At 58.4% G+C, this 26,781-nt stretch carries 24 protein-coding genes; 5 read left to right on the plus strand and 19 right to left on the minus strand.

From position 1 onward, the window contains the following. Window positions 1-12 precede the first annotated feature (12 nt). Together rlmD and cysM are read right to left on the minus strand one after the other, a co-directional pair. On the minus strand, window positions 13-1,353 hold the full coding sequence (gene rlmD / locus ACJO3M_RS14345) for a 23S rRNA (uracil(1939)-C(5))-methyltransferase RlmD (protein WP_407002078.1): 1,341 nt from the start codon (window positions 1,351-1,353) through the stop codon (window positions 13-15). 21 nt (window positions 1,354-1,374) lie between these two features. Beyond that, window positions 1,375-2,268 (minus strand): cysteine synthase CysM, encoded by an 894-nt coding sequence (gene cysM, locus ACJO3M_RS14350; RefSeq protein ID WP_407002079.1) that lies wholly within the window; start codon window positions 2,266-2,268, stop codon window positions 1,375-1,377. A 261-nt stretch (window positions 2,269-2,529) separates the two neighbouring features. Here cysM and ACJO3M_RS14355 point away from each other — a divergent pair, with 261 nt between their 5' ends. Next, window positions 2,530-5,430, plus strand: a complete 2,901-nt coding sequence (locus ACJO3M_RS14355) for an ATP-binding protein (RefSeq protein WP_407002080.1) — start codon at window positions 2,530-2,532, stop codon at window positions 5,428-5,430. Window position 5,431: 1 nt separating this feature from the next. On the opposite strand, the gene pdxJ is transcribed toward ACJO3M_RS14355, so the two are convergent. The 13 genes from pdxJ to rpoE form a co-directional block, all read right to left on the minus strand. Next, window positions 5,432-6,169: a pyridoxine 5'-phosphate synthase gene (pdxJ, locus tag ACJO3M_RS14360; protein WP_407002081.1), complete on the minus strand. Its 738-nt coding sequence runs from the start codon at window positions 6,167-6,169 to the stop codon at window positions 5,432-5,434. Continuing rightward, complete coding sequence (gene recO / locus ACJO3M_RS14365; protein ID WP_407002082.1) at window positions 6,159-6,887, minus strand: DNA repair protein RecO; 729 nt, start codon at window positions 6,885-6,887, stop codon at window positions 6,159-6,161. The genes pdxJ and recO overlap by 11 nt, the downstream gene beginning before the upstream one ends. 7 nt (window positions 6,888-6,894) lie before the next feature. Then, entirely contained in the window at window positions 6,895-7,812 is a 918-nt protein-coding gene (era, locus tag ACJO3M_RS14370) for a GTPase Era (RefSeq protein ID WP_407002083.1), read from the minus strand. Further along, on the minus strand, window positions 7,812-8,501 hold the full coding sequence (rnc, locus tag ACJO3M_RS14375; protein ID WP_406986437.1) for a ribonuclease III: 690 nt from the start codon (window positions 8,499-8,501) through the stop codon (window positions 7,812-7,814). The genes era and rnc overlap by 1 nt, the downstream gene beginning before the upstream one ends. Then, a complete protein-coding gene (locus ACJO3M_RS14380) occupies window positions 8,498-8,887 on the minus strand; it encodes a DUF4845 domain-containing protein (protein WP_406986435.1) in 390 nt (129 codons plus the stop codon). Before ACJO3M_RS14380 ends, rnc begins: the two co-directional genes overlap by 4 nt. 21 nt (window positions 8,888-8,908) lie before the next feature. Next, on the minus strand, window positions 8,909-9,697 hold the full coding sequence (lepB, locus tag ACJO3M_RS14385) for a signal peptidase I (protein WP_407002084.1): 789 nt from the start codon (window positions 9,695-9,697) through the stop codon (window positions 8,909-8,911). Between the two features lie 11 nt (window positions 9,698-9,708). After that, window positions 9,709-11,511: a translation elongation factor 4 gene (lepA, locus tag ACJO3M_RS14390; RefSeq protein ID WP_407002085.1), complete on the minus strand. Its 1,803-nt coding sequence runs from the start codon at window positions 11,509-11,511 to the stop codon at window positions 9,709-9,711. A gap of 104 nt (window positions 11,512-11,615) precedes the next feature. Continuing rightward, window positions 11,616-14,342: a bifunctional diguanylate cyclase/phosphodiesterase gene (locus tag ACJO3M_RS14395; RefSeq protein ID WP_407002086.1), complete on the minus strand. Its 2,727-nt coding sequence runs from the start codon at window positions 14,340-14,342 to the stop codon at window positions 11,616-11,618. Between the two features lie 113 nt (window positions 14,343-14,455). Next, window positions 14,456-15,853, minus strand: a complete 1,398-nt coding sequence (locus ACJO3M_RS14400; protein ID WP_407002098.1) for a DegQ family serine endoprotease — start codon at window positions 15,851-15,853, stop codon at window positions 14,456-14,458. A 146-nt stretch (window positions 15,854-15,999) separates the two neighbouring features. After that, complete coding sequence (locus tag ACJO3M_RS14405) at window positions 16,000-16,467, minus strand: SoxR reducing system RseC family protein (RefSeq protein ID WP_407002087.1); 468 nt, start codon at window positions 16,465-16,467, stop codon at window positions 16,000-16,002. After that, window positions 16,464-17,456, minus strand: coding sequence for a MucB/RseB C-terminal domain-containing protein (locus tag ACJO3M_RS14410; RefSeq protein ID WP_407002088.1), 993 nt, complete (start codon window positions 17,454-17,456; stop codon window positions 16,464-16,466). The genes ACJO3M_RS14405 and ACJO3M_RS14410 overlap by 4 nt, the downstream gene beginning before the upstream one ends. 72 nt (window positions 17,457-17,528) lie before the next feature. Beyond that, window positions 17,529-18,095 (minus strand): sigma-E factor negative regulatory protein, encoded by a 567-nt coding sequence (locus ACJO3M_RS14415; protein WP_407002089.1) that lies wholly within the window; start codon window positions 18,093-18,095, stop codon window positions 17,529-17,531. A gap of 15 nt (window positions 18,096-18,110) precedes the next feature. Beyond that, complete coding sequence (gene rpoE / locus ACJO3M_RS14420) at window positions 18,111-18,728, minus strand: RNA polymerase sigma factor RpoE (protein ID WP_504362680.1); 618 nt, start codon at window positions 18,726-18,728, stop codon at window positions 18,111-18,113. 186 nt (window positions 18,729-18,914) lie between these two features. Between rpoE and nadB the strand changes: the two genes are divergently transcribed. Both nadB and ACJO3M_RS14430 read left to right on the plus strand, forming a co-directional pair. Further along, the gene (gene nadB, locus ACJO3M_RS14425) at window positions 18,915-20,519 is read left to right on the plus strand and encodes an L-aspartate oxidase (RefSeq protein ID WP_407002091.1); all 1,605 of its coding nucleotides are present in this window, start codon (window positions 18,915-18,917) and stop codon (window positions 20,517-20,519) included. Between the two features lie 29 nt (window positions 20,520-20,548). After that, entirely contained in the window at window positions 20,549-20,803 is a 255-nt protein-coding gene (locus tag ACJO3M_RS14430; RefSeq protein ID WP_406986412.1) for an FAD assembly factor SdhE, read from the plus strand. 208 nt (window positions 20,804-21,011) lie between these two features. On the opposite strand, the gene ACJO3M_RS14435 is transcribed toward ACJO3M_RS14430, so the two are convergent. Next, entirely contained in the window at window positions 21,012-21,164 is a 153-nt protein-coding gene (locus ACJO3M_RS14435; RefSeq protein WP_407002092.1) for a hypothetical protein, read from the minus strand. On the opposite strand from ACJO3M_RS14435, the gene ygfZ reads away from it, so the two are divergent. Together ygfZ and ACJO3M_RS14445 are read left to right on the plus strand one after the other, a co-directional pair. Further along, on the plus strand, window positions 21,152-22,150 hold the full coding sequence (gene ygfZ / locus ACJO3M_RS14440; RefSeq protein WP_407002093.1) for a CAF17-like 4Fe-4S cluster assembly/insertion protein YgfZ: 999 nt from the start codon (window positions 21,152-21,154) through the stop codon (window positions 22,148-22,150). The genes ACJO3M_RS14435 and ygfZ overlap by 13 nt on opposite strands. 81 nt (window positions 22,151-22,231) lie before the next feature. Then, window positions 22,232-23,065, plus strand: coding sequence for an HDOD domain-containing protein (locus ACJO3M_RS14445; protein WP_407002094.1), 834 nt, complete (start codon window positions 22,232-22,234; stop codon window positions 23,063-23,065). Window positions 23,066-23,226: 161 nt separating this feature from the next. Here the strand turns inward: ACJO3M_RS14445 and ung are convergent, their stop codons facing one another. The 3 genes from ung to prfB all read right to left on the minus strand — a co-directional run bounded on the left by ung (window position 23,227) and on the right by prfB (window position 26,653). After that, the gene (ung, locus tag ACJO3M_RS14450) at window positions 23,227-23,967 is read right to left on the minus strand and encodes a uracil-DNA glycosylase (RefSeq protein WP_407002095.1); all 741 of its coding nucleotides are present in this window, start codon (window positions 23,965-23,967) and stop codon (window positions 23,227-23,229) included. 3 nt (window positions 23,968-23,970) lie between these two features. Beyond that, window positions 23,971-25,503, minus strand: coding sequence for a lysine--tRNA ligase (gene lysS / locus ACJO3M_RS14455; RefSeq protein WP_407002096.1), 1,533 nt, complete (start codon window positions 25,501-25,503; stop codon window positions 23,971-23,973). A gap of 54 nt (window positions 25,504-25,557) precedes the next feature. Beyond that, window positions 25,558-26,653 (minus strand): peptide chain release factor 2 gene (prfB, locus tag ACJO3M_RS14460; RefSeq protein WP_407002097.1). Its coding sequence is split into 2 segments (ribosomal slippage): window positions 25,558-26,580 and window positions 26,582-26,653, totalling 1,095 coding nucleotides; the frame shifts between segments, so codons are not numbered across the junction. Between the last annotated feature and the right edge of the window lie 128 nt (window positions 26,654-26,781).

The raw sequence follows: 26,781 nt of genomic DNA on the forward strand, positions 1-26,781 counted from the left end.
CTGGTTAATCTGTCATTGATCGTCACGCTCAAACATCGCAATGGATTCCACATGAGTGGTGTGTGGAAACATATCCATCACACCCGCCCTGACCAGGCGATAACCATTACGCACCATAACGCCCGCATCCCTGGCCAGCGTAGCCGGATTACAGGAAACATACACAATACGCCTGGCGCCAAACGCTGTCAGGTATTCACACACTTCCTGGGCGCCCGACCGGGGCGGATCAATCAGGATCTTGTCGAACCCTTCAACTGCCCACGGCTGGGATGTGAAATCTGCCTGCAAATCGGCACCGTGGAAAGTGACATTGGTCAGGCCGTTGAGTTCCGCATTTTCCCGCCCACGGACCACCATGGCGTCATCACCCTCGACGCCGACAACCTGCCCGGCCTTGCGCGCCAACGGTAACGTAAAGTTGCCAAGGCCACAGAACAGATCCAGAACCCGCTCTTCCGGCTGAACATCCAGCCACTCCACAGCCCGGTGAACCATGGTGCCATTGATGCCCGCGTTGACCTGGGTGAAATCCATCGGATGGAACTTCATCGTCAGGTCAAATTCGTCGAGACGATAACTCAGGCGCTCTTCGCCCTCTTCGGGCCAGATGCGATGCACGGTATCAGGCCCTTTCGGCTGCAGGTAAATATGCAAATCGTGGGCCTGACCAAAGGCAATCAGGGCGGCCCGGTCCGGGTCACTGAGGGCGTCCATGTTACGGAACACCATGACCGCGACATCATCGCCACAGGCCACTTCGACCTGGGGAATGCGGCTGAAGGCGTCCAGCTTGTAGAGCATCTCCCGCAGCGGAGTAATACGCTCGCCAATTCGCGGATCCAGAACCGCGCAGCGGTCAATATCCGTCAGAAAACTGTTGCGCTTTTCCCGGAACCCCACCAGCACCGAATCCCTGGCCTGGACATGGCGAACACCGAGACGGGCCTTGCGGCGGTAGCCAAGGGAGTCCGGCGACCGCATCGGCGGTACCCATTCTTCGGGCTCAATGCCCCCGAAATGGGCGAAGTGCTCCCTGAGAGTATCTTCCTTGAACTGAATCTGGGCATCGGCCCCCATGTGCTGAAGGCTGCAGCCACCGCACAAATCTGCATAGTCACAGGGAGGCGTCACCCGCGCGGGAGAATCTTCCAGCACTTCCAGGGTTCTCAATTCGTCAAACTTGCTGCGGGAACCCACCACCTTCGCCATCACCGTCTCGCCGGGCAAGGCGCCATCGACGAACTGGGTTTTCCCGTCCTGACGGGCAATGCCCCGGCCATCGTGACTCAGGTTTTCAACTACACAACGGACAGGTTCTTTCGGAAGTACCTTCCTGCGTCTTCTGCTCATACTGAATTCTCTTGCTGCGGTTCAGGCGCCGGGAAAGACGCCAGTAGACAGGTAACGGTCGCCACGGTCACAGATAATGGCCACGATCACGGCGTTTTCAACCTGTCGGGACAACTGCAGGGCCGCGGCAATAGAGCCCCCGGAAGACACGCCGCAGAAAATCCCTTCCTCGCGGGCGAGGGCTCTCATGGTGTCTTCCGCTTCCTGCTGGCCAATATCCAGCACCTGATCAACCCGACTGGCCTCGTAGATTTTGGGCAGATAGGCTTCCGGCCAGCGCCGGATACCGGGAATGGATGCGCCTTCCCTGGGCTGCAAACCGATGATGCGGATGTCCGGGTTGCGTTCTTTCAGGTATCGGGACACCCCCATAATGGTGCCGGTGGTGCCCATGGAGCTGACAAAGTGTGTCACCCGACCTCCGGTCTGCTCCCAGATCTCGGGGCCGGTGGTGCGATAGTGAGCCAGGGGGTTATCGGGGTTGCTGAACTGATCGAGGACCTTACCCTTGCCATCGGACTCCATTTGCAGGGCCAGGTCACGGGCGGTCTCCATCCCCTCTTCTTTCGAAACGGTGACGATTTCCGCGCCATAGGCCCTCATGGACGCCCAACGCTCCTCGCTCATGTTCTCCGGCATGATCAATACCATGCGGTAACCCTTGATGGCGGCGGCCATGGCCAGAGCAATACCAGTGTTACCACTGGTGGCCTCAATCAGCGTGTCGCCAGGGCTGATTTCGCCCCTGCGCTCGGCTTCCTGAATCATGCTCACCGCCGGGCGGTCTTTCACCGAGCCGGCCGGGTTGTTGCCTTCCAGCTTGGCGAGAACGACATTACTGGTATCACCCGGCAGGCGCTGCAAACGGACCAGCGGTGTGTGCCCGACATAATTTTCTATGGTGGGGAAATTCATAACGGAACCTTTCCTCAAATCTGCCTCCTCCCGGCATGCCAGATAACCAAGCTGACAATAGCCTGTGGTACACTTCCGGGTTCGCATGATACGCGTTATGGTCGCCGTCTCCCAATACAGCTTCTCGCTATATCCATGACCGGCGGCTATATCCGGAACACTACCGGGCTGTCAGCACAGCACCGATGTTCCGGATCATCTATTCTGACAGGGAAGTAAGGCCAGATAACCGGCTGGTAACGACAACATCGGGAACACGATATGCGGCGTTGGGGCATTCGCAAAAAAGTACTGGTGGTGACGCTGGTCCCCACTCTTCTGACCACCCTGGTCCTGGGGCTATTCTTCACCTATAGCTGGGTCAATAACATTGAAAACCTGCTCCAGGATCGTGGCCAGTCGTTGTCGCGGCAACTGGCGGCAGGCTCCGAGTATGGCCTTTTCACCGCCAACAGAAGTCTGCTGAACAGCCTTTCCAACGCCCTTCTGGAAGAGCAGGACGTACGTTCCATCACGTTTTTCAACGCCGAACGTCAGCGCCTGCTGCATACCGGCCCGGGAAGCACCGACGCCATCTCCGCCGAGGACCTCACGGCGGATCGCCCCTGGCGCATCTTCCGCGAGAACAGCACCCTGTTCGTCACCCCGGTTTTCCTTCAGGACCTGATGATCGAAAGCATGCTGGACCCGGATGCCGGGCAGCCAGTGAATGGGGTGCGGGAGCCCCTGGGCTGGGCGGCCGTGGAGATGTCCCACATCCGCACAGAAAAGGAAACCTACAAGGCGCTGCTGATCTCGCTGATGCTGGTACTGGGGGGCGTCATTCTCAGTCTCATCATCGCCATGCGCCTCAGTCGCGCCTTTACCGATCCGGTTTTCGAACTGAACGAGGCCGTTGCCAAACTCAAGGAAGGCAAGCTGGATACCCGCGTGCACACCGCTGCTGGCCCTGAGTTCGAGCAACTGGAATCCGGCCTCAATGCCATGGCGGAGGAGCTCAGCAAGGCCCAGGCGGAAATGCAGCAGAACATTGACCAGGCCACCGAGGATCTTCGGGAAACCCTGGAGACCATCGAGATCCAGAACATCGAGCTGGATTTCGCCCGTAAGGAAGCCCTGGAGGCCAGTCGGATCAAATCCGAGTTTCTCGCCAACATGTCCCACGAGATACGCACGCCCCTGAACGGCATCATTGGCTTCACCGAGCTATTGATGAAGAGTCCTCTGCCCCGCCAGCAACGGGACCATCTCAGCACCATCCGAAAATCCTCGGAGATCCTGCTGACCATCATCAATGACATCCTGGATTTCTCGAAAATCGAAGCCGGCAAACTGATCCTGGACAGGGTTCCGTTCCAGCTGAGGGACATCGTCGAGGATGTCATGGTCATGCTGGCCCCGGCCGCCCACGGCAAGAACCTCGACTTGGTGCCGCTGGTCTACAACGATGTGCCAGACAACATCATGGGCGATCCATTGCGGGTCAAACAGGTGATTACCAACCTGGTCAACAACGCCATCAAGTTCACCCAGACCGGCGAGGTCGTGCTCCGGGCCAGCCTCGAAGAGGAGGACCAGGAAAGTAACAGGGTGACCCTGCGCATCAGCATCACAGACTCCGGTGTGGGCCTTTCCCGGGCCCAGCAGCAATCCCTGTTCAATGCCTTCAATCAGGCGGATGCCTCAACCGCGCGCCAGTATGGCGGTACCGGCCTCGGGCTGGCGATCTCCAAACGGCTGGTTGAGGAAATGGGCGGCAAAATTGGCCTGCAAAGCGACCTGGGCAAGGGATCGACATTCTGGTTCACCCTCACCTCGGAGCTGTCTTGCTCCGGCGAGGCCATCGCTCCCCGGGACGCCCTGCGGGGGGAACGTGCCATTTACCTGGAGCAACAGAGGACCACTGGCCTCGCGGTGGAGCACATGCTCAGAGAATGGGGCATGTTGGTCGATGTGGTCGCCTCCCCCGGCGCCATGCAGGAACAGGTGGAAGAGGCCCAACGCAACCAGTCCGGCTATGCTCTCGCCATCGTTGGGATTACCCGGCATTTGCTGAATTCCAGCCAGTACTGCGGCCTGGTACGGACCCTGGAACTGGAGCGTGACTGCCGGACACTCCTGCTGACACCGACTCTGGACACCCACGACACGCCCCTCTCCGGTCTCGCCAGCGGGCACCTGACAAAACCTGTGTGTCGTGACGCCCTGTATGACGAGCTACTGTTACTGGTTCACGGCATCAGCACCGGACAGAAAACCCTGCTGGAGCACTCCGCGCCACCGCTGTGGCAACCGTCCGGAGCCATGCCAAGGATCCTCGCGGTGGACGATAACGACGCCAACCTGAAGCTGGTCATGACCTTGCTGAAAGACTGCCAGGTCAACGCGGAAGGCGCTTCCAGTGGCTTTGAAGCCATCAGCAAGGCCCGCAAAAACCCGTTTGACCTGGTCTTTATGGACCTGCAAATGCCCGGCATGGACGGCGTCGAGACCACGGCCCGGTTGCGCGCCATGGACAGCAAGACCCATCGCACCCCGGTGATCGCCCTCACCGCCCATGCCCTGGCCGATGAGCAGGACCGCCTGGCACGCCAGGGATTCGATGGCTATCTCGCCAAACCCATCAGCAGCCACCAGCTGGTCGAAACCATTCGCGAATATACCGGTTATTCCTCTTATGCCTCACCGCAGCCCGAACAGACCCGGATTCCGGAAGTCAGGGACACCCGCAAGACCCTGAGGCCATCGACTCGCAACCTGCAACAGGAATCCGTCAGCGTTGAGGAGAGCATTCAGTTGGCCGCCGGCAAGGCGGATCTTGCGGAGGAGTTGTTCAGCATGCTTCTGGAGCAGCTGTCAGCGGATGCGGACAAGGTCCGCAATTTCTGGAGAGAGGGCGATCTTGAACCGCTTCTTGAGTGTGTCCATAAACTGCATGGCGCTACTCGCTACTGCGGCGTTCCGGAACTGCGTGCTGCCGCCAATCAGTTCGAGACAGCACTCAAGTGTTCTTCCTCGGACATGGCCTACCAGAAAGATCAGTTACTGGCGGCCATTGAGAGGCTTGAGATATGGAGCGACCAGACGGACTGGCAATCCCTGTTCCGCCAGCAATCCGAGAGCGGGACAACGGACGCCGAGAACACCAACACCCTGTCCTGACCTAGCGGCTCCGAGCACTCTCAAGAATGGTCTTCATGTCACGCACCGCGTCCTTCAGGCCAGTGAAGACCGCCCGGGCAATAATGGCGTGACCGATATTAAGCTCGTTGATGCCGGGAATGGCCGCCACCCGCTCGGTATTTTGATAGTGCAATCCATGGCCTGCGTTCACGATCAATCCCTTTTTACGGGCGTAAGCCACAGCGTCCGCCAGTATCCTGAAGGCTGACTCCACGGCCTGAGGCTCCTTAGCCTCGGCGTATTCACCCGTGTGTAGCTCCACTACAGGGGCGCCGCAACGAACCGCAGCATCAATCTGCGCCGGATCAGGATCAATAAACAGGGACACTTCGGCTCCGATCTTAGCCAGACGCTCGCAGGCTTTGGCCACCCGGGCCTCCTGACCGTCAACGTCCAGCCCACCCTCGGTGGTGAGCTCCTCCCGTTTCTCTGGCACCAGGCAGACGCATTCCGGCCTCACCTGTTCCGCAAATGCCAGCATGGCATCGGTCACCGCCATCTCAAGGTTCATCTTGGTCTGCAGGGTCTCTTTGAGCATCAGCACGTCACGATCCTGAATGTGACGGCGATCTTCCCGCGGATGAATGGTGATCCCGTCAGCACCGGCCTCTTCCGCCAGCAGTGCCGCCTGGACCGGATCGGGATAGCGGGTACCCCGCGCCTGACGGAGGGTGGCCACGTGATCAATATTCACACCAAGTAACACTCTAGGATTCATTCGGTTCTCTCCGTGCATGACTGAAAAGGCTCCTGCTGTGCAGTGGCCTGCCCTGTAACAGGTAGTCCACCAACACGCGCATGACCCGTTTGGCGGTACGACGGCATTCCGGTGACTGCAGGTCTCCCTCCGCCAGGGCAAGCAAGGTATCTCCCGACAGACGCCTTAACCGTACATTCTGGTCCGGGCGCTGCAAAATGCCCTGCTCCGGATCATAGCAATAGCTCTGCCCCGCCTCGACCCCGATTCCGGTATCTGTCGCCATGTCCCAGGCGAAGCTGTAACCCAGCGCCTCGGCAAATGAGCGCTCAAACCGGCGCAGCACCGGTTCAACGTCGTCCGTGAGCGCCAGTTCGGCGATAACATCAATGTAGGCGGCAAACAGGGAGGGGTGGGGATCCGCCACTGGCAGGATCCTCTGCAGCAACTCATTAATATACAACCCGCTGTACAACGCAGTCGTACGGTTAAGCGAGGGACCACTGCGCACCTCTGCCTGGGTCAGGGTTTTCAGATTACTGCGGCCGGTCCAGTCCAGCATCAGCGGCTGGAACGGTTGCAACTGCGCCTTCAGGGGACTTTTGGCGCTATTGGCGCCACGGGCGATCAAGGACACGCGGCCCGCATTCAGCGTGAATACGTCAACCTGAAGACTGGTTTCCCGCCAGGGACGGCGATGGAGGACATACGCCGGCTCCTGCTGAACTGACCCGGCCATACGGTTCTCAGAAATCGTTCATGCCCAGGCTCTTCAGGGCCCGGTCGCTATCAGCCCAACCCCGCTTGACCTTGACCCACAGGCGAAGCATCACCTTGCTGTCGAACAAACGTTCCATATCAGCGCGGGCTTCCTGGCCGATGCGGCGCATTCGCTCACCCTTATCGCCTATGATGATCTTCTTCTGGCCCTCCCTTTCCACCAGAATAAGCGCGGAAATATGCAGGGTTTTGCCATCACGACGAAATTCCTCTATCTCAACAGCGACGGAATAAGGCAGTTCCGCACCCAGTTGCCGGGTGATTTTCTCCCGCACCATTTCGGCTGCCATGAATCGCTCACTGCGATCGGTGACCTGGTCATCCGGGTAGAAGTGCACGCTCTGAGGAAGATAGCGGCCAACCGCCTCTTCCAGCGGCTCCAGGTTCATCTCCTTTAGGGCTGACAGCGGAATGATCTCGGTAAACTCCCGCTTTTTTGACAGCATATCCAGATGCGGTAACAGGGCTTCCCGCTTCTCTATCCTGTCGACCTTGTTCACCGCGAGAATCACCGGGCACTTGAGGCTGGATAGCTTTTCCAGAACCAGTTCATCGGCCGTGGTCCACGCCATCTGGTCAACCACAAACACAACGACATCCACATCAATCAGCGCCGAAGTCGCGGCCTTGTTCATGTAGCGGTTCAGGGCCCTGGGCTCATCCTCGTGCATACCCGGGGTATCAACATAGATCGCCTGCACCGGCCCCATGGTCTTGATACCCAGCACCTGATGGCGGGTGGTCTGAGGCTTGCGGGAGGTTATGCTCAGCTTCTGGCCGAGTATATGATTCAGCAGCGTGGACTTGCCCACGTTTGGCCTGCCAACGATGGCAACAAAGCCACATCGGCTTTCCGGGTCGTCCGGACGGGTAATATCGTTCATTAGTCGTTCTCCACGCCCAGTTCCTTCAGGGCATTACGGGCGGCCTGCTGCTCGGCAATACGACGACTGCTGCCAACACCGGACGTATTACGACCCAGTGACGGCAAAGCGCAGGAAACATGGAAAGTCTGTGCATGGGCTTCCCCGTCCACCGAGATTACATCGTACCGCGGCAGGGGAAACTGGCGCGATTGCAGATATTCCTGAAGACGGGTTTTCGGATCTTTCTGGGTGTCCTGGAGGTCCAGATTCTTCAGGCGCTGCTCAAACCAGCGCAGAACCTGCTGCCGACAGGTATCGAAATCACTGTCGAGGTAGATGGCGCCGATGATGGACTCCACGGCATCCGCAAGGATCGATTCGCGGCGGAATCCACCGCTTTTCAGTTCACCGGACCCCAGCCTGAGGTATTTTCCCAATTCAAACTCACGCCCGATCTCGGCAAGGGTCACGCCTTTGACCATACGGGCGCGCAAGCGACTTAACTGGCCCTCCCGCGCTTTCTCGAACTGCAGGTAGAGGTGTTCGGCAATAACCATATTCACGATGGAATCCCCCAGGAACTCCAGCCGTTCGTTATTCTGGTTGCCATAACTGCGGTGCGTCAGTGCCAGCAGCAAGCGCTCCGGCGTCTTGAACTGATAGCCGATACGACGCTGTAGTTGTTCCAGATCCGGTTGTGAACTCACTGGCCCTTCATCTCGTATTCGTGTTGGAAGTGGATGACGGTATCCACGTTACGGAACAGGTTATTACGCACCTCATAGTCCACTTTGATCACTACAAATTCACCGTTTTTCTCAACACTGATCTGTTTGGCATCAAAACCGCGGACGTTGTTCACGCTCAACCTTTTGTTGATCAGGCTCCTTACCTGGGGAGGCCCCATGGTCGAAAGACCTTCCGTGCCTTCCAGACCCTCAAGGGCTTCCTGAATGGTAATGTCATCCAGATAGGCCGGCCCCAGCTTGATCACCAGTGTCAGCAGGCTGCCAAAAAACAGCACCATCACCAGCATGGTAAGGGCCGAGGCACCGCCCTGACGCCCCATTGAAGAGACTTTATTCTTCTTCATTCAGACTACACTCCTTGAAAATTATTCAATGGCGCCGACACGATCAAAGGATGGCAGACTGGTCAGTGATTTCCAGTGCATCCAGATAGCAAATGCCTTTCCCACGATCAGTTCATCCGGCACCGTCCCCCAGTAACGACTGTCGTTACTGTTGTCGCGGTTATCACCCATCACGAAATAATGCCCCTCTGGTATCGTCCATTCTCCTTCACCGGAGCCACCCGGACGCCCCAGGGTCAGGTAAAGGTTGTGTTCGATATCACCCAGGGTTTCACGGCGGAGCTCCATCGGTGGCAGTCGAGCCACAAACCGGGAGTCCACCTTGTCGCCATTGATAAACAGGTCCTTGTTGCGGTAACGGACATGATCCCCGGGCAAACCGACCACACGCTTGATGTAGTTGGTGCGTCCGTCCTCGGGATAGCGGAAGACCACCACCTCACCACGATCAGGATCATCCACTTCAAGAATCTTGGTACCAGCCACCGGCAGCCGCAGACCATACGCGTACTTGTTCACCAGAATAAAGTCGCCCACTTCAAGCGTCGGCAACATCGACCCCGACGGTATCTGGAAAGGTTCCACCAGAAACGAGCGCAGCACCAGGACGATCGCCAGTACCGGGAAAAAGGAACGGCTCAGATCCACCAGGTAAGGCTCTTTGGGTTCCTCCGCCTCGGTCCCCTGTGAGCCATCATCGGAGGGCACACCGGCCATTCTGCGCTTGCGGAGAAACAGCCTGTCTGCCAGCCAGATAAGGCCCGTTGCGAACGTCAATACAACCAGGACTAGGGGAAAATCAATATCCATTCAGGCGCCTTCTATTTATCCACTTTCAGTACGGCAAGGAACGCTTCCTGAGGCACTTCAACGTTGCCCAGTTGCTTCATGCGTTTTTTACCTTCTTTCTGCTTCTGCAGCAGTTTCTTCTTACGACTCACGTCACCACCGTAACACTTGGCGGTGACGTTCTTGCGAAGCGCTTTCACCGTCACCCGCGACACCACGTGAGTGCCAATGGCAGCCTGAATGGCAATATCAAACATCTGACGCGGGATCAGTTCCTTCATTTTTTCAATCAGCTGCCGGCCTTTGTAGTGGGCCTGGTCCTTATGCACGATCAACGCCAGGGCGTCGACCCGCTCACCATTAATCAATACATCAAGACGTACCAGATTGGCCGTCTGGAAACGGGTGAAATGGTAATCCAGGGAGGCAAAGCCGCGGCTGGCGGACTTGATGCGGTCAAAGAAATCCATCACCACTTCCGCCATGGGCAACTCATAGGTGAGTTGCACCTGGGTCGACATGAAGTGCATGTTCTTCTGAACACCCCGTTTCTCTTCACACAGGGCGATAACACTACCAAGATGCTCCTGGGGCACCAGAATGTTGGCCTCGACGATAGGCTCACGCATTTCCTCAATGGACCCAACATCCGGAAGCCGTGAGGGGTTGTCCACCGACAACGTCTCATTCTGCTTATTCAGCACCTCATAGATGACCGTCGGGGCGGTGGTAATAAGGTCAATGTCGTATTCCCGCTCAAGCCGCTCCTGGATAATTTCCATGTGGAGCATGCCGAGGAAACCGCAACGGAACCCGAAGCCCAGGGCATCGGAGTTTTCCGGCTCGAAAAACAGAGAGGCATCGTTCAGGGTGAGCTTTTCCAGGGCATCCCGGAAATCGTCATAATCGTCCGCACTGACCGGGAACAACCCGGCGTACACCTGGGGTTTCACTTTTTTGAACCCCGGTAGCATCGGTGTGTCTTCCGAGAATTTCTGATGCACGATGGTATCGCCCACCGGCGCACCATGAATGTCCTTGATGCCCGCAACCACGAAGCCCACATCACCGGCCTGGAGAATGTCGGTGTCTTTGGGCTTGGGGTTGAAGATACCCACCTTGTCCGCGTTCCAGGCCTTGCCAGTGGACTTGATGACAATCTTGTCGCCCTTTTTCAGGGTACCCTCGGTGACCCGCACCAGGGAGACCACCCCGAGGTAATTATCGAACCATGAGTCGATGATCAGTGCCTGCAAAGGCGCGCCCCGATCACCTTTGGGAGGCGGTATCTTGCGGATCAGGTCTTCCAGTACATCTTCTACTCCCAGCCCGCTCTTGGCACTGCAGCGCACGGCATCGGAAGCCTCAATACCAATGATATCCTCAATTTCAGCTGCCACCCGCTCCGGCTCGGCCTGGGGCAGATCCATCTTGTTGAGCACCGGCACCACTTCCAGTCCCTGTTCGATGGCGGTGTAACAATTGGCTACGGACTGGGCTTCCACGCCCTGGCCGGCATCCACTACCAGCAGCGCCCCTTCACAGGCGTACAGAGAGCGAGATACCTCGTAGGAAAAATCCACGTGCCCTGGGGTGTCGATAAAGTTCAGCTTGTATTCCTGACCATCCCGGGCTTTATAGTTGAGCGTGACGCTCTGGGCCTTGATGGTAATCCCGCGCTCACGCTCAAGGTCCATGGAGTCCAGGACCTGCTCCGCCATTTCTCGGTCGGTCAGGCCGCCGCAAACCTGGATAAAACGGTCCGCGAGTGTGGATTTACCATGGTCGATGTGGGCGATGATGGAAAAGTTACGGATTCGGCTCAGTTCAGTCACAGACAATGAATACTCATATAAGACGAAGGATTGAGCCCGGAGGGGCCGCTACCGCAGTCCGGGAACGGCGTGATTTTACCGGTTACTAGCCGCCATTGCCATGTTCAGGAAATAAGCGGTCGCTCATACTGCCGAATCAGGAAGCCAATCAGCGCATCCTCGTCCAGCGGATAGCTGAACAGATTGCCCTGACACTGGGCGCACCCGGCCGTTTTAAGGAAGCTGAGTTGCTGGGGCGTTTCCACACCCTCCGCCACGACCGTCAGGTGCAGTTTCCTGGCCAGGGCAATGACGGCGGACGCCACGTCAGTGGCGCTGACATTATAGGGGATGTCGCGGATAAACCGATGATCAATCTTGATCACATTCAGCGGCAGTTGCTGCAACGCCACCAGGGAACAGGAACCGGTGCCGAAGTCATCAAGGATCAGGCACACACCGAGATCGTGCAGGGACACCAGCAACTCCCGCAACCGACGGGGATCTTCATTCAGCAGTTCCGCCGGCATTTCCAGTTCCAGCCGTTCTGGCGATACTCCGGTTTCAGTAATCACCTGGCGCACCATGTCCAGGAATCCCGGATCAATCAGCTGGTGCACGGACAGGTTCACCGCCATTTTGAGCGATTCAAAGCCGGCGCGCTCAAGCGCCTGAACCTGAATGCAGGCCTGGCGCAGGGCGATCTCCCCGAGCCGTACAATAAGACCCGTTTCCTCCGCCAGCCCGATGAACTGTTGGGCCGACACCAGCCCCCTCTCCGGATGGTGCCAGCGCAGGAACGCTTCAACACCAATCACTCGCTCGGTTTCGAGATCCACCTTCGGCTGATAGTGAAGAACAAACCGGTCGCCATCCAGGGCGGTCGCCAACTCCTCCTGCTGCAGCAGACGACGCGCCGCCTGAATATTCATCGCAGGAGTAAAGAACTGATAGGTATTCCGGCCCATCTCCTTGGCACGATACATGGCAAGGTCGGCATACTTCATCAGGGTACCGGATTCCTCGCTGTCATGAGGAATCATGGTGATACCGATACTGACGGTAATACCTACTTCGTGCTCGTTCAGACGGATGCGCTGGCACAGCCGCCTCAGGATGGTTTCCGCCACTTTGCCGGCGGCATCCGGGCCGCTGATTCTCGACAGCAGGACAACAAATTCATCCCCACCCAGACGGGCAACGGAATCCTCCTCCCGCACGCAACCAGTGAGCCACTGGGCAACCTGTTTCAACAGCTCATCGCCGGAATCGTGACCGAGGGTGTCATTGATCCGCTTGAAACCATCAAGGTCCAGAAACATCAGCGCGGCAGGCTCCCCGCTACGGCGGCTCCGGCGAACCACGTGGTTCAGCCGGTCACGGAAAAGCTGTCGGTTCGCCAGACCGGTCAGAGGATCATAGAACGCGAGGCGATGCAGTTCCGACTGAGCCGCTTTCAATTGCGTCAGGTCCCGCAGGCTCAGCACCACACCGTTCACCCCCGGCACATTCAGCATTGCAGTATAGGTGCCTTCCATGTCCCGCCACTGGCCTTCGGCATCACGTACACGGGCGCGAATAACCGGCATTTGTTTACCGGGGGCCCCGATCGCGTCATCAAATCCGGTCACCAGCTGTGGCCAGTCATCGCCATGCACAATCGACTCGAAGTCCAGTTCCTGCAGCTTGTCGGGATCAAAACCAAGAATGTCCATGCTGGAGGGGCTTGCATACTGTGGCTTGCCATCGCGACCAAGCACCAGGGTGACATTGGCTGCGCCTTCGGTAATGGCACGGTAACGGCCAGCACCCACCTGCGCGAGTATGCGGGAGCGGATCAGCGTCAGGGCGAACAGGAATAACAACAGACTGATAACAATACCGGCACCCAGGACAATCGGGGGCCTGGGATCGGACGCCAGGAAATCAAAGGCGGGTGTCGAGCGGGTCTGTAACAGCCAGTCCCGGCCGCCATGGCGGATGGTCTGGCTCATTTCAAAACTGAAATCGTTATCCAGGGAACCGAGGTTAGAGCCATACATCACCGCGTCCCGGGAGACCTGGTTACCGTCGTAGATACGCACATCCAGAAAAGGCGAAATCAGGCCGACAATGCCGTCAATCAGGTTATTCATACGGAATGCACTGAACACGTAACCGGCCAGCATCATCCGGCGCTCCCCACGGAGGTCCGGAATCTTCCCGCCCTGGTACACCGGGTAATACATCAGGAAGCTGGCCTGATCTTCCGCCACTTCCTCCTGGATCAGGATCACTTTCCCGGTCACTGTTGGTTTGGCATCATCCCGGGCTTCTTCCATTGCGCGGCGATGAATGGGATCACTGAAAGCATCGTAACCCAGCGCCCTGCGATTGCGTTCGGTACCGGGCTCCAAATATACCATCGGGTAATAATCCGGGCCGGCCCCCAGCGGCGTGACCAGGTAATTGCGCACGCCCTCGGCACGGACCGAGGAAATATGATCCGCCATACGCCGCACGCCAATGCGCTCAACATAGCCAATCCCCTGTATGCCGGGGTAGTAACGGTCTATATCGACCTTGTCCACGTACTCCCGCCACTCATCGCGACTTATCTCTCCGGCTACGGCAAACAGACCCGCGCTGCCGGCCAGCACCTGCTCATAGTTCAGCAACCGTTCTTCGATGGCGGTCTTGAGCTGGAGCGACTGTGTACGGAAACGGGCCTCAGTGCGGTCTTCAACCAGTCGAATGGAAACCTGCCAAAGCAAAAGGGTCACCGCGATACTGGCAGCGAAAAGAAGCCACGCAACCCAGGCGTTGCGCAATTTCAGAAGTGTCCTGAGGGGAAGTTCCTTTTTGTTCATCATTCGGGCAGGTCCGGTCCGTGGCCAACGTTCTTGTTTAGTTCCGGCAGTATAACAAAAGCCCCGGGCAATGTCCCTGACCAGACATTACCCGGGGCTTTGGTACCAACGCCGGATCAGGGCTTCATCACAAGATAGATGGCCCGCCCCTGGCGCACTATGCGAACCGACACGGCACGATCCTCGGGTAAAGAGGATACGACCTCATGAAACTCCTCAACCGAACGAACCGGCTTGCGGTGGATCTCGGTAATGACATCCCGCGGACGAATACCCGCGTTCAAAGCCGGTCCCCGGCCAACATGCGCAACCAGAACACCCGAACTCAACTCCATGGCATCGGCGAGCTCCGCGGGTATCGGCTCAACCGACAGCCCCAACGGTGCCGACGCCGGGCCATTCTGATCCGTTGCGGGAGCGCCTGCCTGAACATCACCCTGCTCGGGCAGCTTGCCAATTTCCACATCCAGACTCATCTCCCGGCCTTCCCTGAGCACCGTCAGAGATGCAGTCTCGCCGACGGGGGTGCGCCCAACCATGGGCGGCAGGTCCGACGACAGCTCGACATCGTCACCGTCGTACTCAAGCACGATATCGCCTGCTTCCAGACCCGCCTCCTCAGCCGGTGACCCTGCCATGACTTCCGCTACCAGAGCGCCCCGGGGACGTTCGAGACCAAAGGATTCAGCCAGGTCCCGATTCACTTCCTGAATCAGCACGCCCAGCCAGCCGCGGGCTACCACCCCCTTGTCACGAATCTGCCTGAAGACATTCATGGCGTCATCGATGGGAATGGCAAAGGAAACTCCCATGAAGCCCCCGGAACGGGTGTAGATCTGGGAATTGATGCCAACCACTTCGCCGTCAAGATTGAACAGCGGACCGCCGGAGTTCCCCGGATTAATGGCAACGTCAGTCTGGATGAACGGTACGTAGTTCTCGGTAGGCAGTGAACGACCGAGCGCACTGACAATGCCAGCAGTAACTGTGTAATCAAACCCGAAGGGAGAACCAATAGCCAACACCCACTCCCCCACTTTCAGATCCCGGGACTGGCCAATCTTGACCACCGGAAGGTCATCACCATCCTCAATCTTGAGCACGGCCATATCGGAACGGGGATCCGTACCCACCAGGGTTGCCGGCAATTCCCGCCGATCACTCAGGCGCACGACAATCTCATCAGCACCCTCGATCACGTGATTGTTAGTCAGCACATACCCGTCTTTCGAAACAATGAAGCCGGACCCCATGGAACGACGGGGTTCCGAGCGCCCGGGACTGTTACCAAACGGAGACTGGGGCCCCCGAAAGAAGTCCTGGAAGAATTCCGGCAGCTGTTCCAGCTGGCGTTCATCAAACGGCATACCGGGATAGCCGCCACCGCTGCGGGAAGACGACGGAGTGCTGGTCGTACTGATGTTAACCACGGCGCCGGAGTTCTCCTCCACCAGTTCGGTGAAATCCGGAAGACTGCGTGCACTGACCCCCTGGGCCCAGACCAGAGACACCATCAGACACAGAACGAATGCCAAAGCCGTGGATACACCACCGGAGGTTGTCGCCAGCGTTCTGCGCTTCTGGTTTATTGTTAACATTTAGAACCCCCTGTTTATCAGAACTTTACGAATATTCTGTAGTCAGATACGCGATTTTCAACTTACAAAACGGTAGGGTTTGCGGGCACATGTCTGTCGATGGCGGCAGCAACTCGGATCAGCCGGGGTTCGTAACGATGGGCAGAGTGTCGCTGCAGCCAGCGAACCAGCGCGAAGCCACCGGCAAGCCCTGCTACAGCGCCAGCGATAGAAGCAGGATCCTGCCCCCCTGAACCCTGGTAACCCAGTACCGCCCCCATAACCATCAACAACAACGGCACGGCATACACCAGCAGGGACGCCCTCAGCAAGGCCGCCTCATCAATGGCCAGGGTGACCTCGTCGCCCACCTGCGCCTCCAGGTCATTAGCCACCAGCACCTGGTTGGCCCGGCCACCGGTCGCGCCGGCCAGCGCACGCTGACCACACCCATGACGGGCCGCACAGCTCTGGCAGGCGCTGCTACGAATGGTCTGTACCCAGACGCGCGCGCCGTCGATCGCCACAACCTTACCATTTTCAGTAATCATCGCCGGGCCGTCTCAAACGCCATGGCATCGTCTACCTCCACGGATTCCGCCACTTTCTTCGCCGTTACCGGGGGCACTTCGCCGACCACTGTTACCATAAAAGAACGGTCTCCCGTCTCCAGCTGATTGATGTATACGGTAGTGGCGCCAATCCTGGACGCCCCGGTGGGCATGGTAATCCGCCCTGTCGGCTCGACAAACACAGAAAAGGCCGCCAGCCCGTCTGAAAATGCTACCGCCTGACCATTGCCAGAGCGCGGCGCGGCGGCCGGCATAAACCCCTCGGGCTGCCAACGCAGTATCCAGCCATCCATTCGCGGCGCCTGGGAAGAGGAGCTCCCGTCGCTCAGGGAGCGCTCTATTTCCTGGCCCCGGGTTTGCACCTGAAATTCGCTGTCCGGCAGATTATCCGTGATTTCCAGACTGGTAAACTGGAAATGCTCCAACACCTCGTCGGTATCCGAGCGGACATGGCTCTTGACCAGCAGACCAGTGGATTTCTCAAGCCACAAGCGGTGACTGTAGCGGTGTTCATCCCGTGCCTTGAGCGCAATTTTCACCACATCGTAGCCGGCCACCCGGTCTTCCCCCATCAACTCCGGGGTATACCACTGGATGACCGGCATCAACTGGCTCGAAAACGCTTCTGCAAACGGACCGGAAGGAATCACCTGATCCAGCTGGATGCGCCCCTGGTCAGGCAGAACACAGACAACCCGCATGCCCTTGCGGACGATTTCACCAGTGCCGCCATCCTGGAGCACCAAACGCTCCTCAACCACGCCGTCACGGTAGCGATGGGCAATTTGCAGGGAACTGACCTGGTCCCCACGGGCATATACAAACACACCGCGATAGGAGGTCATATTGAGCGCCGGCCCCAAACGGGCCAGCCATTGTTCAGCAGTCTTTGACGCGGTACCGGTTTCGGATTCTGCACTGACCGCAACGGCAGGCGAAGCCGCGAGGAGCATCGCGACAGTCACCATACAGAGCCTGTGAACCCGAAAATACCGGGTAATTGCCCGCCAATTCAACATCGACCACTCCACTTCCGAATACTAGTAAGCCGGGGCTGACGCACTGACCAGCCGGGCATAGCCAACGGATCCCCGACCAGCTCCCACGCTGTTGTGCTGAGCATGTTCAAGCAGATACCGACTCAGATGTTCCCATTGTTCCTCGTCCAGCCCCTGCAGGGCGACTTCCTGTACCTCGTCACCCGCGCCTTCACCTGCGGCAGCGGCATCCGCACTGGCCACTCCGGCAACTTGTCCCTCGAGCGCGGATGAGTCCCACCCTGCGCCGACACCAAACCCGACAATCAACGCGAGACTCACCATGGCAACTGCCGGCCAGTGCCAGCTTCTGTTCCGATGCACGTTGACGGCCTCGACCCCGGTTCCGGTGGCGCTCTGACCTGAGAGCGCGCGCCTGACACCGGCACTGACATCGATAGCATCCGAGGGAGCGTGGCTCTGGTGCATGAGATCCCGCACTTGCTGCCAGCGCTGCCACTGGGAGCGAACATCGTTCTGCTCATCATGGGACAACAGCCGTCGGACGGATAGCTCATCCGCTTCATCGTCCATCATGGCAGACAGTGTTTCTCTGAGACGATCATCCATGGGATGCAACCTCATTCACGTCGGGGAATTATTGAGTAGCGGCCCGAGCTGTCGATCAACAGCATCCCGCGCCCTGAATATCCGGGACCGGACGGTGCCAATCGGGCACTCCAGTATGCGCGCGATATCCTCATAGCTCAGACCATCATATTCTCTGAGCAGAAAAGCGGAGCGGAGTTCCTCCGGGAGGTTCGATATTGCCCTGCCCAGTTCCTGCTGCAACTGCTCCCGCTGCAACAGCTTCTCCGGGGACGCGCTGTCCCGCAGCCTGGCGCCGTCTTCAAAGTTTTCCGCTTCGGTGACATCCGCACTCCCCTGCGGCCTTCGACCACGGGCCTCAAGGAAATTTTTGGCGGTATTGACGGCAATCCGGTAGAGCCAGGTATAGAATGCGCTGTCACCACGAAAACGGTCCATTGCCCGGAAGGCCTTCACAAAGGTTTCCTGGGTCAGGTCCTGCACTTCCTGGCTGTCGTAGATATACCGGCTGATGATCGAGGCCACCCGGGACTGATACTTGACGACCAGGAGGTCAAACGCTGCCCGGTCACCATGGCGCACTTTGCGTACGAGCTGGAGATCGGTCTGGCTGTCGGGGGCATCCCCCTTGTGCTGATCAGTATCCGGAGTCATGGACGGATTGCCGGGGCGCTCAAGTTTTATAGCCTGCCTTGAATTACTTTGCATCATAATGCTGTCCGGCGTCCGTTTGAGAATCGGCCAGGGCCAGGTCAGGCCTGCCCTCGTCAGGGCAAATAGACAGCAAGCGTAAAGTTTAGTTCAATACACGTCCACATTATGGCCCGCGATAACGACCCAATGCCACAGTCTCACGAATACGATGTCCTGATTATCGGCAGCGGTGCTGCCGGCCTAACCGTCGCTCTCAATCTGCCGGAGCACCTGAATGTCTGTGTCGTAAGCAAGGCCGACATCAGCAGCGGGGCCACGCTCTGGGCCCAGGGTGGCATTGCAGCGGTACTGGATGACGAAGACTCCCTGGAGAACCATGTCCAGGATACGCTGAATGCCGGAGGGGGCCTGTGCCATGAAGACGCCGTGCAATTCACCGTCGAACACGGCAAGGAGAGCATCAACTGGCTTATCGACTCGGGAGTGGATTTCACCCGTGACGAACGCTCGCAGTACCACCTGACTCGCGAGGGCGGCCACAGCCACCGACGCATCATTCATGCCGCGGACGCCACCGGACATGCCGTTTCCACCACCCTGACATCTCAGGCACAGGCACGCTCCAATGTCACCCTGATATCGGGCCGGGTAGCGGTGGACCTGATCACCAACCGCAAACTGTCATTGCCGGGCAATCGCTGTGTCGGCGCCTACGTTCTCAATCTGGAAGACAATCACGTTGAGCTGATCCGGGCCCGTTTTACCGTGATCGCCACCGGCGGCGCCAGCAAGGCCTATCGCTACACCACCAACCCGGACGGCGCGTCCGGCGACGGCATCGCGATGGCCTGGCGTGCCGGGTGCCGGGTTGCCAATATGGAATTCAACCAGTTCCATCCGACCTGCCTGTACCATCCTCACGCCAAATCCTTCCTGATCACGGAAGCCGTGAGGGGTGAAGGCGGCGTGCTCAAGCTTCCGGACGGCAGTCGCTTCATGGACCGGTTCGACAAGCGTGGAGAACTCGCGCCCCGCGACATCGTGGCACGTGCTATCGACCATGAGATGAAACGCCTGGGCGCCGACCACCTGTACCTGGACATCAGCCACAAGCCGGCCGACTTTATCAGACATCACTTCCCGACCATTTACGAGAAGTGCCTTGAGTTTGGCATCGACATCACCAAAGAGCCCATCCCCGTGGTGCCGGCGGCACACTATACCTGTGGCGGCATTGTCAGTGATGACCGCGCCCGCACCGACATCAACCAGTTGTATGTGGTTGGGGAAGCCGCTTTCACCGGCCTGCACGGCGCCAATCGCATGGCCAGCAACTCCCTGCTGGAGTGCCTGGTGTATGGGCGCGCTGCCGCCGCCGACATTACCCGCCGGGAAGCCGACATTCCGCCACCGCCGCCAGTGCCGGACTGGGACGAAAGTCAGGTGCGGGATTCCGACGAGGACGTGGTAATCTCCCACAACTGGGACGAACTGCGCCATTTCATGTGGGACTATGTTGGCATTGTACGCACCACCAAGCGCCTGCAGAGAGCCAAGCACCGCGTCGATCTGCTGTCGCGGGAAATAGGTGAGTTCTACAGCAACTACCGGGTCACCAATGACCTGCTTGAGCTGCGCAACCTGGTTACGGTGTCTGATCTGATCATCTGCTCCGCGCTCCAGCGCAAGGAGAGCCGGGGCCTCCATTACACCCTGGATTACCCGGGGCTACTTAACGAGCCGGGGGACACGGTGCTGTTCCCGACAACGTACAGAACGCTATCACCCTGACACACCCGACCAGCGGAAAGAGAAACCGAATGTCTGACAACACCGAATACAAACGCCTGTGGTGGCACAGCCGCCGGGGAATGCTGGAACTGGACGTATTGCTGGTCCCATTTGTGGAAGAGGCGTACCCCGACCTGCCCGCAGACGACCAGGCGCGCTACGAGAAACTGCTGACCTGCGAGGACACCGACATGTTCGAGTGGTTCATGCAGCGTAGTCGACCGGAAGATCCGGACCTTCAGCGTATCGTGGATATGATCCTGAACCGTGTCCAGCCGGATTAACCTGCATCTTCGGCCGTCGGCTCCCCAGGGCTGGTTGCGTAACTTGCTAAGGGCGGTTAACACCGTGACGGAGCTGACCCTGGATCACAACCAACTCCGGGCCCGCTTCGGCTCCGGCGACAGCTGCCCGGTCGCCGTCGCGGGGGAGAGCCGGCTAAGTCCCCGGCTGACACTCTTGAAAATTCGGCCAACCGACTCCAGATTCCATTCACGCCTGGTTGTTCTGGCCAATTTCGGCCCAGGGTTTCGCAATGTCGATCCCGAGGAATTCCGCCGTTTGCGGATGTGGCTGAGACTGGGTCAGTCCAACCGCCCCCTCGTCAGCAACACCGATACCGGGAGTGCCCAATGACAGATCCATCGACCCTCGTTGCAGGCCAACCACTGCCTGCTTCAGCCTGGGCCGCCCTTGAAGACCAACGCATTGTCCGTATTGCAGGTTCCGGAACCGACAAATTTCTCCAAGGTCAGTTCAGTCAGAACCTGACGGACGTCACCGAGGCCTTCTCGCCCCGAGCTGCGGCCAGCACCCCCAAAGGCAGGGCCTATTGCCTGACGCGCATGGTGCGTGACGGGGATGACGTTCTGCTCGCGCTGCCGGAAGACCTTGCCGACCACATCACCAGCCAGCTGCGCAAATACCTGATGCTGTTTCGCGGCACGACGATGGAGGTTGTCGACGGCGCCCGCGTGCTTGGCATCCTTGGCGATGATATTGCCCGGCGCTTCGGTGAGGATGCCGCACTCAACCTCCACAACCCCGGCGACAGCCTTGTTGTCGGCCAGCACCACCTGATCAGGACCGAGAATACGGCCGAGGGCCTTCCCCGGTATGAGCTCTGGCAACTGGGTGAGTTTTCGCCGCAACAATCCGAAGCCTTCCCGGAAGCCGAACGCACAGAACTCGTCGACTGGCAGGCATCGGAAATCGCGGCGGGTATTGCCAGACTCACACCGGAATCCATGGAAGCCTACGTGCCACAGATGCTGAACTGGCAACACGTGCTCGGCGTTCATTTCAAGAAAGGTTGCTACACGGGTCAGGAAGTCATTGCCCGTATGCATTTCCTCGGTCAGCTCAAGAAAAGCCTGTTTCGCTTTTCCGCCACCGGCGTAGATGCTGCTCCCGCTTCCGGAACATCGATCAAGGCCGGTGAGAAAACCGTCGGCGAGGTGGTCAATAGCGTTCGTCTGGCAAACCATTCCGTGCAATGTCTGGCCGTTGTCCGCCACAATGCCGTGGATACTCCGCTCCACCTGGACCCCCATCCGGACATCACACTGGAGCGACTGGCACTGCCTTATTCTGTGCCTGAGCAGCAACAATCCGATACGCCAGATACATAAGTTGACAGGCATTCCGACGATTTTTTGCTATAAAGTACGTCATATTTTTGAATATTTTCAGGCGACGGACCTCAACTGACCATGTCGAACATTGTTGAAACCATCAGAAATGATCTGATCAGTGCGATCGAAAATGACAAGCTGGTGCTGCCAACGCTGCCGGAAGTCGCCTTGCAGGTGCGGGAGATTGCCGAGTCGGAGGACTCCGCCATTCTGGACCTGGTCAAAGTCATCAGTAACGATACCGCCCTGTCCGCCCGTATTATCCGTGTCTGCAACAGCCCCCTGTTTCGGGGCAGCCGCGCCATAGAAAACCTGAATATGGCCGTCAGCCGCCTGGGTATGGCCTATACCAGCAATCTGGCGATGGGACTTGCGATGGAGCAGATGTTTCAGGCCACGTCTGACATGATCGACAAGCGTCTGCGGGCAACATGGCAGACCAGCACAGAAGTCGCTGGTGTTTGCCACGTTCTGGCCCAGCATTACACCCGACTGAAGCCGGACCAGGCCACGCTGGCCGGCCTGGTTCATCTGATTGGTGTACTGCCTATCCTGCGGTACGTTGAGGATCGGGATATCCAGATCAGCAGCATTATGCTCGATAATGTCATTGATGCACTGCATCCGCGTATCGGCAACCTGATCCTGAAAAAGTGGGATTTTCCGGAGGAACTCCAGTCCGTGCCACTGGACTATGCCAACTTCCAGCGCGAGGTGCCGGCGCCGGACTACGCTGACCTGGTAATGGTGGCCAATTTGCAGCTGGTGGCTGGTTCCGATCATCCCTGGACTGAGATGGACTGGAAATCCATTTCCGCCTTTGATCGACTTGGCCTTGATCCCGAGGTGGACATGAGCGAGGAGGAAGACCTCAACGCTCAGATGGAAGCCGCTATGGCTTTGCTTAAGTAGTCTTAGAGAACTGGGGCTGGTCCCGGGGCGGGGGTACTTTTTCTTCGGGAAAAGAACTCGCTTCGCTCAGACACCTTTGTCCTGTCAGAAAAAGTACCCCCGCCCCGTGACCGATCGGATGCTTTTCTTTGCCGCCCGAACAGCAGAACCCTGCATTTCGGTTAAGACTGTTTCTGGCTGTAGCGTTTAAGCAGGTCAGACTTTGTTGGTAACGACCAGTCTACGGGCTGCATCCCTTCCTGCTTCAGCCAGTCATTAGCACGTGAGAAATGCTTGCAGCCGAAGAAGCCACGGTAAGCGCTCAGTGGTGACGGGTGCGGACCATCCAGTACATGATGGCGGCTGCGGTCGATGTGCTGCCCCTTCTTTTTCGCGTAACTGCCCCAGAGCAGGAACACCACCCCTTGCCGTTCACGGTTGATGGTTTCGATAACCTTGTCGGTGAAGACTTCCCAGCCCTTGCCCTGGTGGGCGCCGGCCTGGCCCTGGACCACGGTGAGTACGCTGTTGAGCAGCAATACGCCCTGTTCCGCCCAGGGTTGCAGGCAGCCGTGGTCCGGTGGCTCGATACCCAGGTCCTCGCGGATTTCCTTGTAGATGTTTACCAGTGACGGGGGTGTGGGTACGTCCGGGCGGACGGAGAAGCAGAGGCCGTGGGCCTGGCCGGGGCCGTGGTAGGGGTCCTGGCCGAGGATCACCACGCGCACTTTGTCCAGCGGCGTGCTGTTGAGGGCATTGAAGCAATGATGGCTGGCCGGGAACAGGGTTTTACCGGCCTGTTCCTCGGCAGCCAGGAATTCCGCCAGCTTTTGCATGTAGGGCTGGCGAAACTCCGCTTCTAAATGCTGACTCCAGCCCCGGTCGGGCCTGAGCTGGCTGGCCAGTACCTCCGCCGGGTGCATGGGTTACTCCTCGTCTTTCCGGGCTTCAGCCTTGTGTTCCGGGCGCATGGCCGGGAACAGGATGACGTCGCGGATCGACTGCGAGTTGGTCAGCAGCATGGCCAGGCGGTCGATCCCGATGCCCTCGCCGGCGGTGGGCGGCAGGCCGTATTCCAGGGCCATCACGTAGTCTTCGTCGTAGAACATGGCCTCGTCATCACCGGCGTCTTTCTCGGCGACCTGGGCCTGAAAACGTTCGGCCTGGTCCTCGGCGTCGTTCAGCTCCGAGAAGCCGTTAGCGATCTCGCGGCCACCGACGAAGAATTCGAAGCGTTCGGTGACAAACGGATCACTGTCCTTGCAGCGGGCCAGCGGTGACACTTCTTTCGGGTATTCGGTGATGAACGTCGGCTGCATCAGGCGGTGCTCAGCCGTGGCTTCGAAGATCTCGATCTGCACCTTGCCCAGGCCCCAGCCATCCTTGAGGTGGATGCCCAGATCCTTCGCCACCTGGCGGGCGCTTTCTTCGTTCGCCAGCTGCTCAGCCTTGATGTCCGGGTTGTAGCGCAGGATGGCGTCGACCACGGTCAGACGATCGAACGGTTTACCGAAATCGTATTCGATGATTTCTTCCTCACCGTCCTTCAACGTGCGGGTGTTCTCCACCGTGGTAGTGCCCAGTACCTTCTCGGTAATGGTCCGCAACATGTCTTCAGTAAGATCCATCAGATCGTTGTAATCCGCGTACGCCTGGTAGAACTCCACCATGGTGAATTCCGGATTATGACGGGTGGAAAGCCCTTCATTGCGGAAGTTGCGGTTAATCTCGAACACCCGCTCGAAGCCACCGACCACCAGGCGCTTGAGGAACAGTTCCGGCGCAATGCGCAGGTACATGTCGATGCCCAGGGCATTGTGATGGGTCACGAACGGCCGAGCCGTGGCGCCACCGGGAATCACCTGCAGCATCGGGGTTTCCACTTCCATGAAATCCCGGTCAGTGAAGTACTGGCGCATGGAGCTGATGATTTTCGAGCGCGCGTAGAACACCCGGCGACTATCCTCGTTCACCATCAGGTCGACGTAGCGGTGACGGTAACGGGCCTCGGTATCGGTCAGGCCTTTGTGCTTCTCCGGCAGCGGGCGCAGGGACTTGGTGAGCAGTGTATACTCGTCCATGGTCACGTACAGGTCGCCCTTGCCGGACTTGCACAGGATGCCTCGCACACCCACGATATCCCCAAGATCCCAGTGCTTGGTGTCTTTCTGGACATCCTTGGTCGCATAGATCTGGATGCGGCCGGTCATGTCCTGAACCACCTTGAACGCCTTGCGGTCAAGCATCATGCGGCCGGCAATGGCCACCTGGATACCCATCTCCGCCAGCTCTTCCTTGGTCTTGTCACCGTATTTGGCCTGCAGCTCGGCGGCCGTCGCGTCACGGCGGAAGTCATTGGGGAAGGCGTTGCCCTGCTCGCGCATGTCCGACAGCTTGGCGCGGCGCTCGGCAATCAGCTTGTTGTCCTCGTGCTGTGCATTCTGGGTTTGTTCAGTCATGTTGGCTCACTAAAAATCGGGGGTTGTCCGGGTTAGCGTGGCGAAGGCGCTGGGTTACAGCGCCATCTTCAGGCTGGCTTCGATGAACTTGTCGATGTCACCGTCCAGCACCGACTGGGTATTGCTGGTTTCGACCTTGGTGCGCAGATCCTTGATACGGCTGTCATCCAGTACGTAGGAGCGAATCTGGCTGCCCCAGCCGATATCGGCCTTGGCATCTTCGGCTTTCTGCTTCTCGGCGTTACGTTCCTGCATCTCGCGTTCAAAGAGTTTGGCCTTGAGCTGTTTCATGGCCTGGTCTTTGTTCTGATGCTGGCTGCGCCCGGCCTGACAGGCCACCACAATCCCGGTGGGGTTGTGAGTCAGACGTACCGCGGACTCGGTCCGGTTTACGTGCTGACCACCAGCGCCGGACGCACGGTATACGTCAACGCGCAGGTCAGACGGGTTGATTTCGATTTCAAAGCTGTCATCCACTTCCGGTGATACAAACACGGAAGAGAAGGAGGTATGGCGACGGTTACCGGAATCGAACGGCGACTTCCTCACCAGGCGATGGACACCGGTTTCGGTGCGCAACCAGCCGTAGGCGTAATCGCCCTGGATATGGATAGTGGCGCTCTTGATACCGGCCACATCCCCTTCCTGCAATTCGACGATTTCCGCTTTGAAGCCACGACGCTCTGCCCAGCGCAGGTACATGCGCAGCAGCATGTTACCCCAATCCTGGGCTTCGGTACCGCCGGAGCCGGCCTGGATGTCCAGGTAGGCGTTGTTGGCGTCCATCTCGCCGGAAAACATGCGACGGAACTCGAGTTTTTCCAGTTCCTTGTCGAGGCTTTGCAGATCGGCCTCGATTTCGCCGACGGTACCTTCGTCCTCTTCCTCGGCCGCGATTTCCAGCAGGCCGTCGGCGTCTTCAAGGCCGGAGGTGAGGTTGTCGATGGTGCGCACGATCAGTTCAAGGTCCGAGCGCTCCTTACCCAGGGCCTGGGCGCGCTCGGGATCGTCCCACACCGTGGGCATTTCCAGTTCCCGCTCTACTTCGACCAGTCGTTCGCTACGCTGATCGTAGTCAAAGATACCCCCTGAGCGCTTCGGTGCGCTCACGAAGTTCTTTAATCTTCGTCACAATGGGATTAATTTCCATGGAAACCTTACTCGCTATTGAAAAATGGAGAGTAAAAACAGAGGCGGAATTCTACCGGAATTCTGTTTGTAAATCAGCCTGTGGGTTTTGTTTGCCTTGGAGTTGGTTCCGGGGTGGGGGTCGCTTTT

It is taken from the genome of Marinobacter alkalisoli (assembly GCF_045449795.1).
In the GTDB taxonomy this organism is placed as follows: Bacteria; Pseudomonadota; Gammaproteobacteria; order Pseudomonadales; family Oleiphilaceae; genus Marinobacter.

Excerpts from the sequence above, each read along its gene's own strand:
- rlmD (WP_407002078.1), bottom strand. The coding sequence starts at position 1,353 with ATGAGCAGAAGACGCAGGAAGGTACTTCCGAAAGAACCTGTCCGTTGT.
- cysM (WP_407002079.1), bottom strand. The coding sequence starts at position 2,268 with ATGAATTTCCCCACCATAGAAAATTATGTCGGGCACACACCGCTGGTC.
- ACJO3M_RS14355 (WP_407002080.1), top strand. The coding sequence starts at position 2,530 with ATGCGGCGTTGGGGCATTCGCAAAAAAGTACTGGTGGTGACGCTGGTC.
- pdxJ (WP_407002081.1), bottom strand. The coding sequence starts at position 6,169 with ATGAATCCTAGAGTGTTACTTGGTGTGAATATTGATCACGTGGCCACC.
- recO (WP_407002082.1), bottom strand. The coding sequence starts at position 6,887 with ATGGCCGGGTCAGTTCAGCAGGAGCCGGCGTATGTCCTCCATCGCCGT.
- era (WP_407002083.1), bottom strand. The coding sequence starts at position 7,812 with ATGAACGATATTACCCGTCCGGACGACCCGGAAAGCCGATGTGGCTTT.
- ACJO3M_RS14380 (WP_406986435.1), bottom strand. The coding sequence starts at position 8,887 with ATGAAGAAGAATAAAGTCTCTTCAATGGGGCGTCAGGGCGGTGCCTCG.
- lepB (WP_407002084.1), bottom strand. The coding sequence starts at position 9,697 with ATGGATATTGATTTTCCCCTAGTCCTGGTTGTATTGACGTTCGCAACG.
- ACJO3M_RS14395 (WP_407002086.1), bottom strand. The coding sequence starts at position 14,342 with ATGATGAACAAAAAGGAACTTCCCCTCAGGACACTTCTGAAATTGCGC.
- ACJO3M_RS14400 (WP_407002098.1), bottom strand. The coding sequence starts at position 15,853 with ATGGTGTCTCTGGTCTGGGCCCAGGGGGTCAGTGCACGCAGTCTTCCG.
- ACJO3M_RS14405 (WP_407002087.1), bottom strand. The coding sequence starts at position 16,467 with ATGATTACTGAAAATGGTAAGGTTGTGGCGATCGACGGCGCGCGCGTC.
- ACJO3M_RS14410 (WP_407002088.1), bottom strand. The coding sequence starts at position 17,456 with ATGGTGACTGTCGCGATGCTCCTCGCGGCTTCGCCTGCCGTTGCGGTC.
- ACJO3M_RS14415 (WP_407002089.1), bottom strand. The coding sequence starts at position 18,095 with ATGGATGATCGTCTCAGAGAAACACTGTCTGCCATGATGGACGATGAA.
- rpoE (WP_504362680.1), bottom strand. The coding sequence starts at position 18,728 with ATGACTCCGGATACTGATCAGCACAAGGGGGATGCCCCCGACAGCCAG.
- nadB (WP_407002091.1), top strand. The coding sequence starts at position 18,915 with ATGCCACAGTCTCACGAATACGATGTCCTGATTATCGGCAGCGGTGCT.
- ACJO3M_RS14430 (WP_406986412.1), top strand. The coding sequence starts at position 20,549 with ATGTCTGACAACACCGAATACAAACGCCTGTGGTGGCACAGCCGCCGG.
- ygfZ (WP_407002093.1), top strand. The coding sequence starts at position 21,152 with ATGACAGATCCATCGACCCTCGTTGCAGGCCAACCACTGCCTGCTTCA.
- ACJO3M_RS14435 (WP_407002092.1), bottom strand. The coding sequence starts at position 21,164 with ATGGATCTGTCATTGGGCACTCCCGGTATCGGTGTTGCTGACGAGGGG.
- ACJO3M_RS14445 (WP_407002094.1), top strand. The coding sequence starts at position 22,232 with ATGTCGAACATTGTTGAAACCATCAGAAATGATCTGATCAGTGCGATC.
- ung (WP_407002095.1), bottom strand. The coding sequence starts at position 23,967 with ATGCACCCGGCGGAGGTACTGGCCAGCCAGCTCAGGCCCGACCGGGGC.
- lysS (WP_407002096.1), bottom strand. The coding sequence starts at position 25,503 with ATGACTGAACAAACCCAGAATGCACAGCACGAGGACAACAAGCTGATT.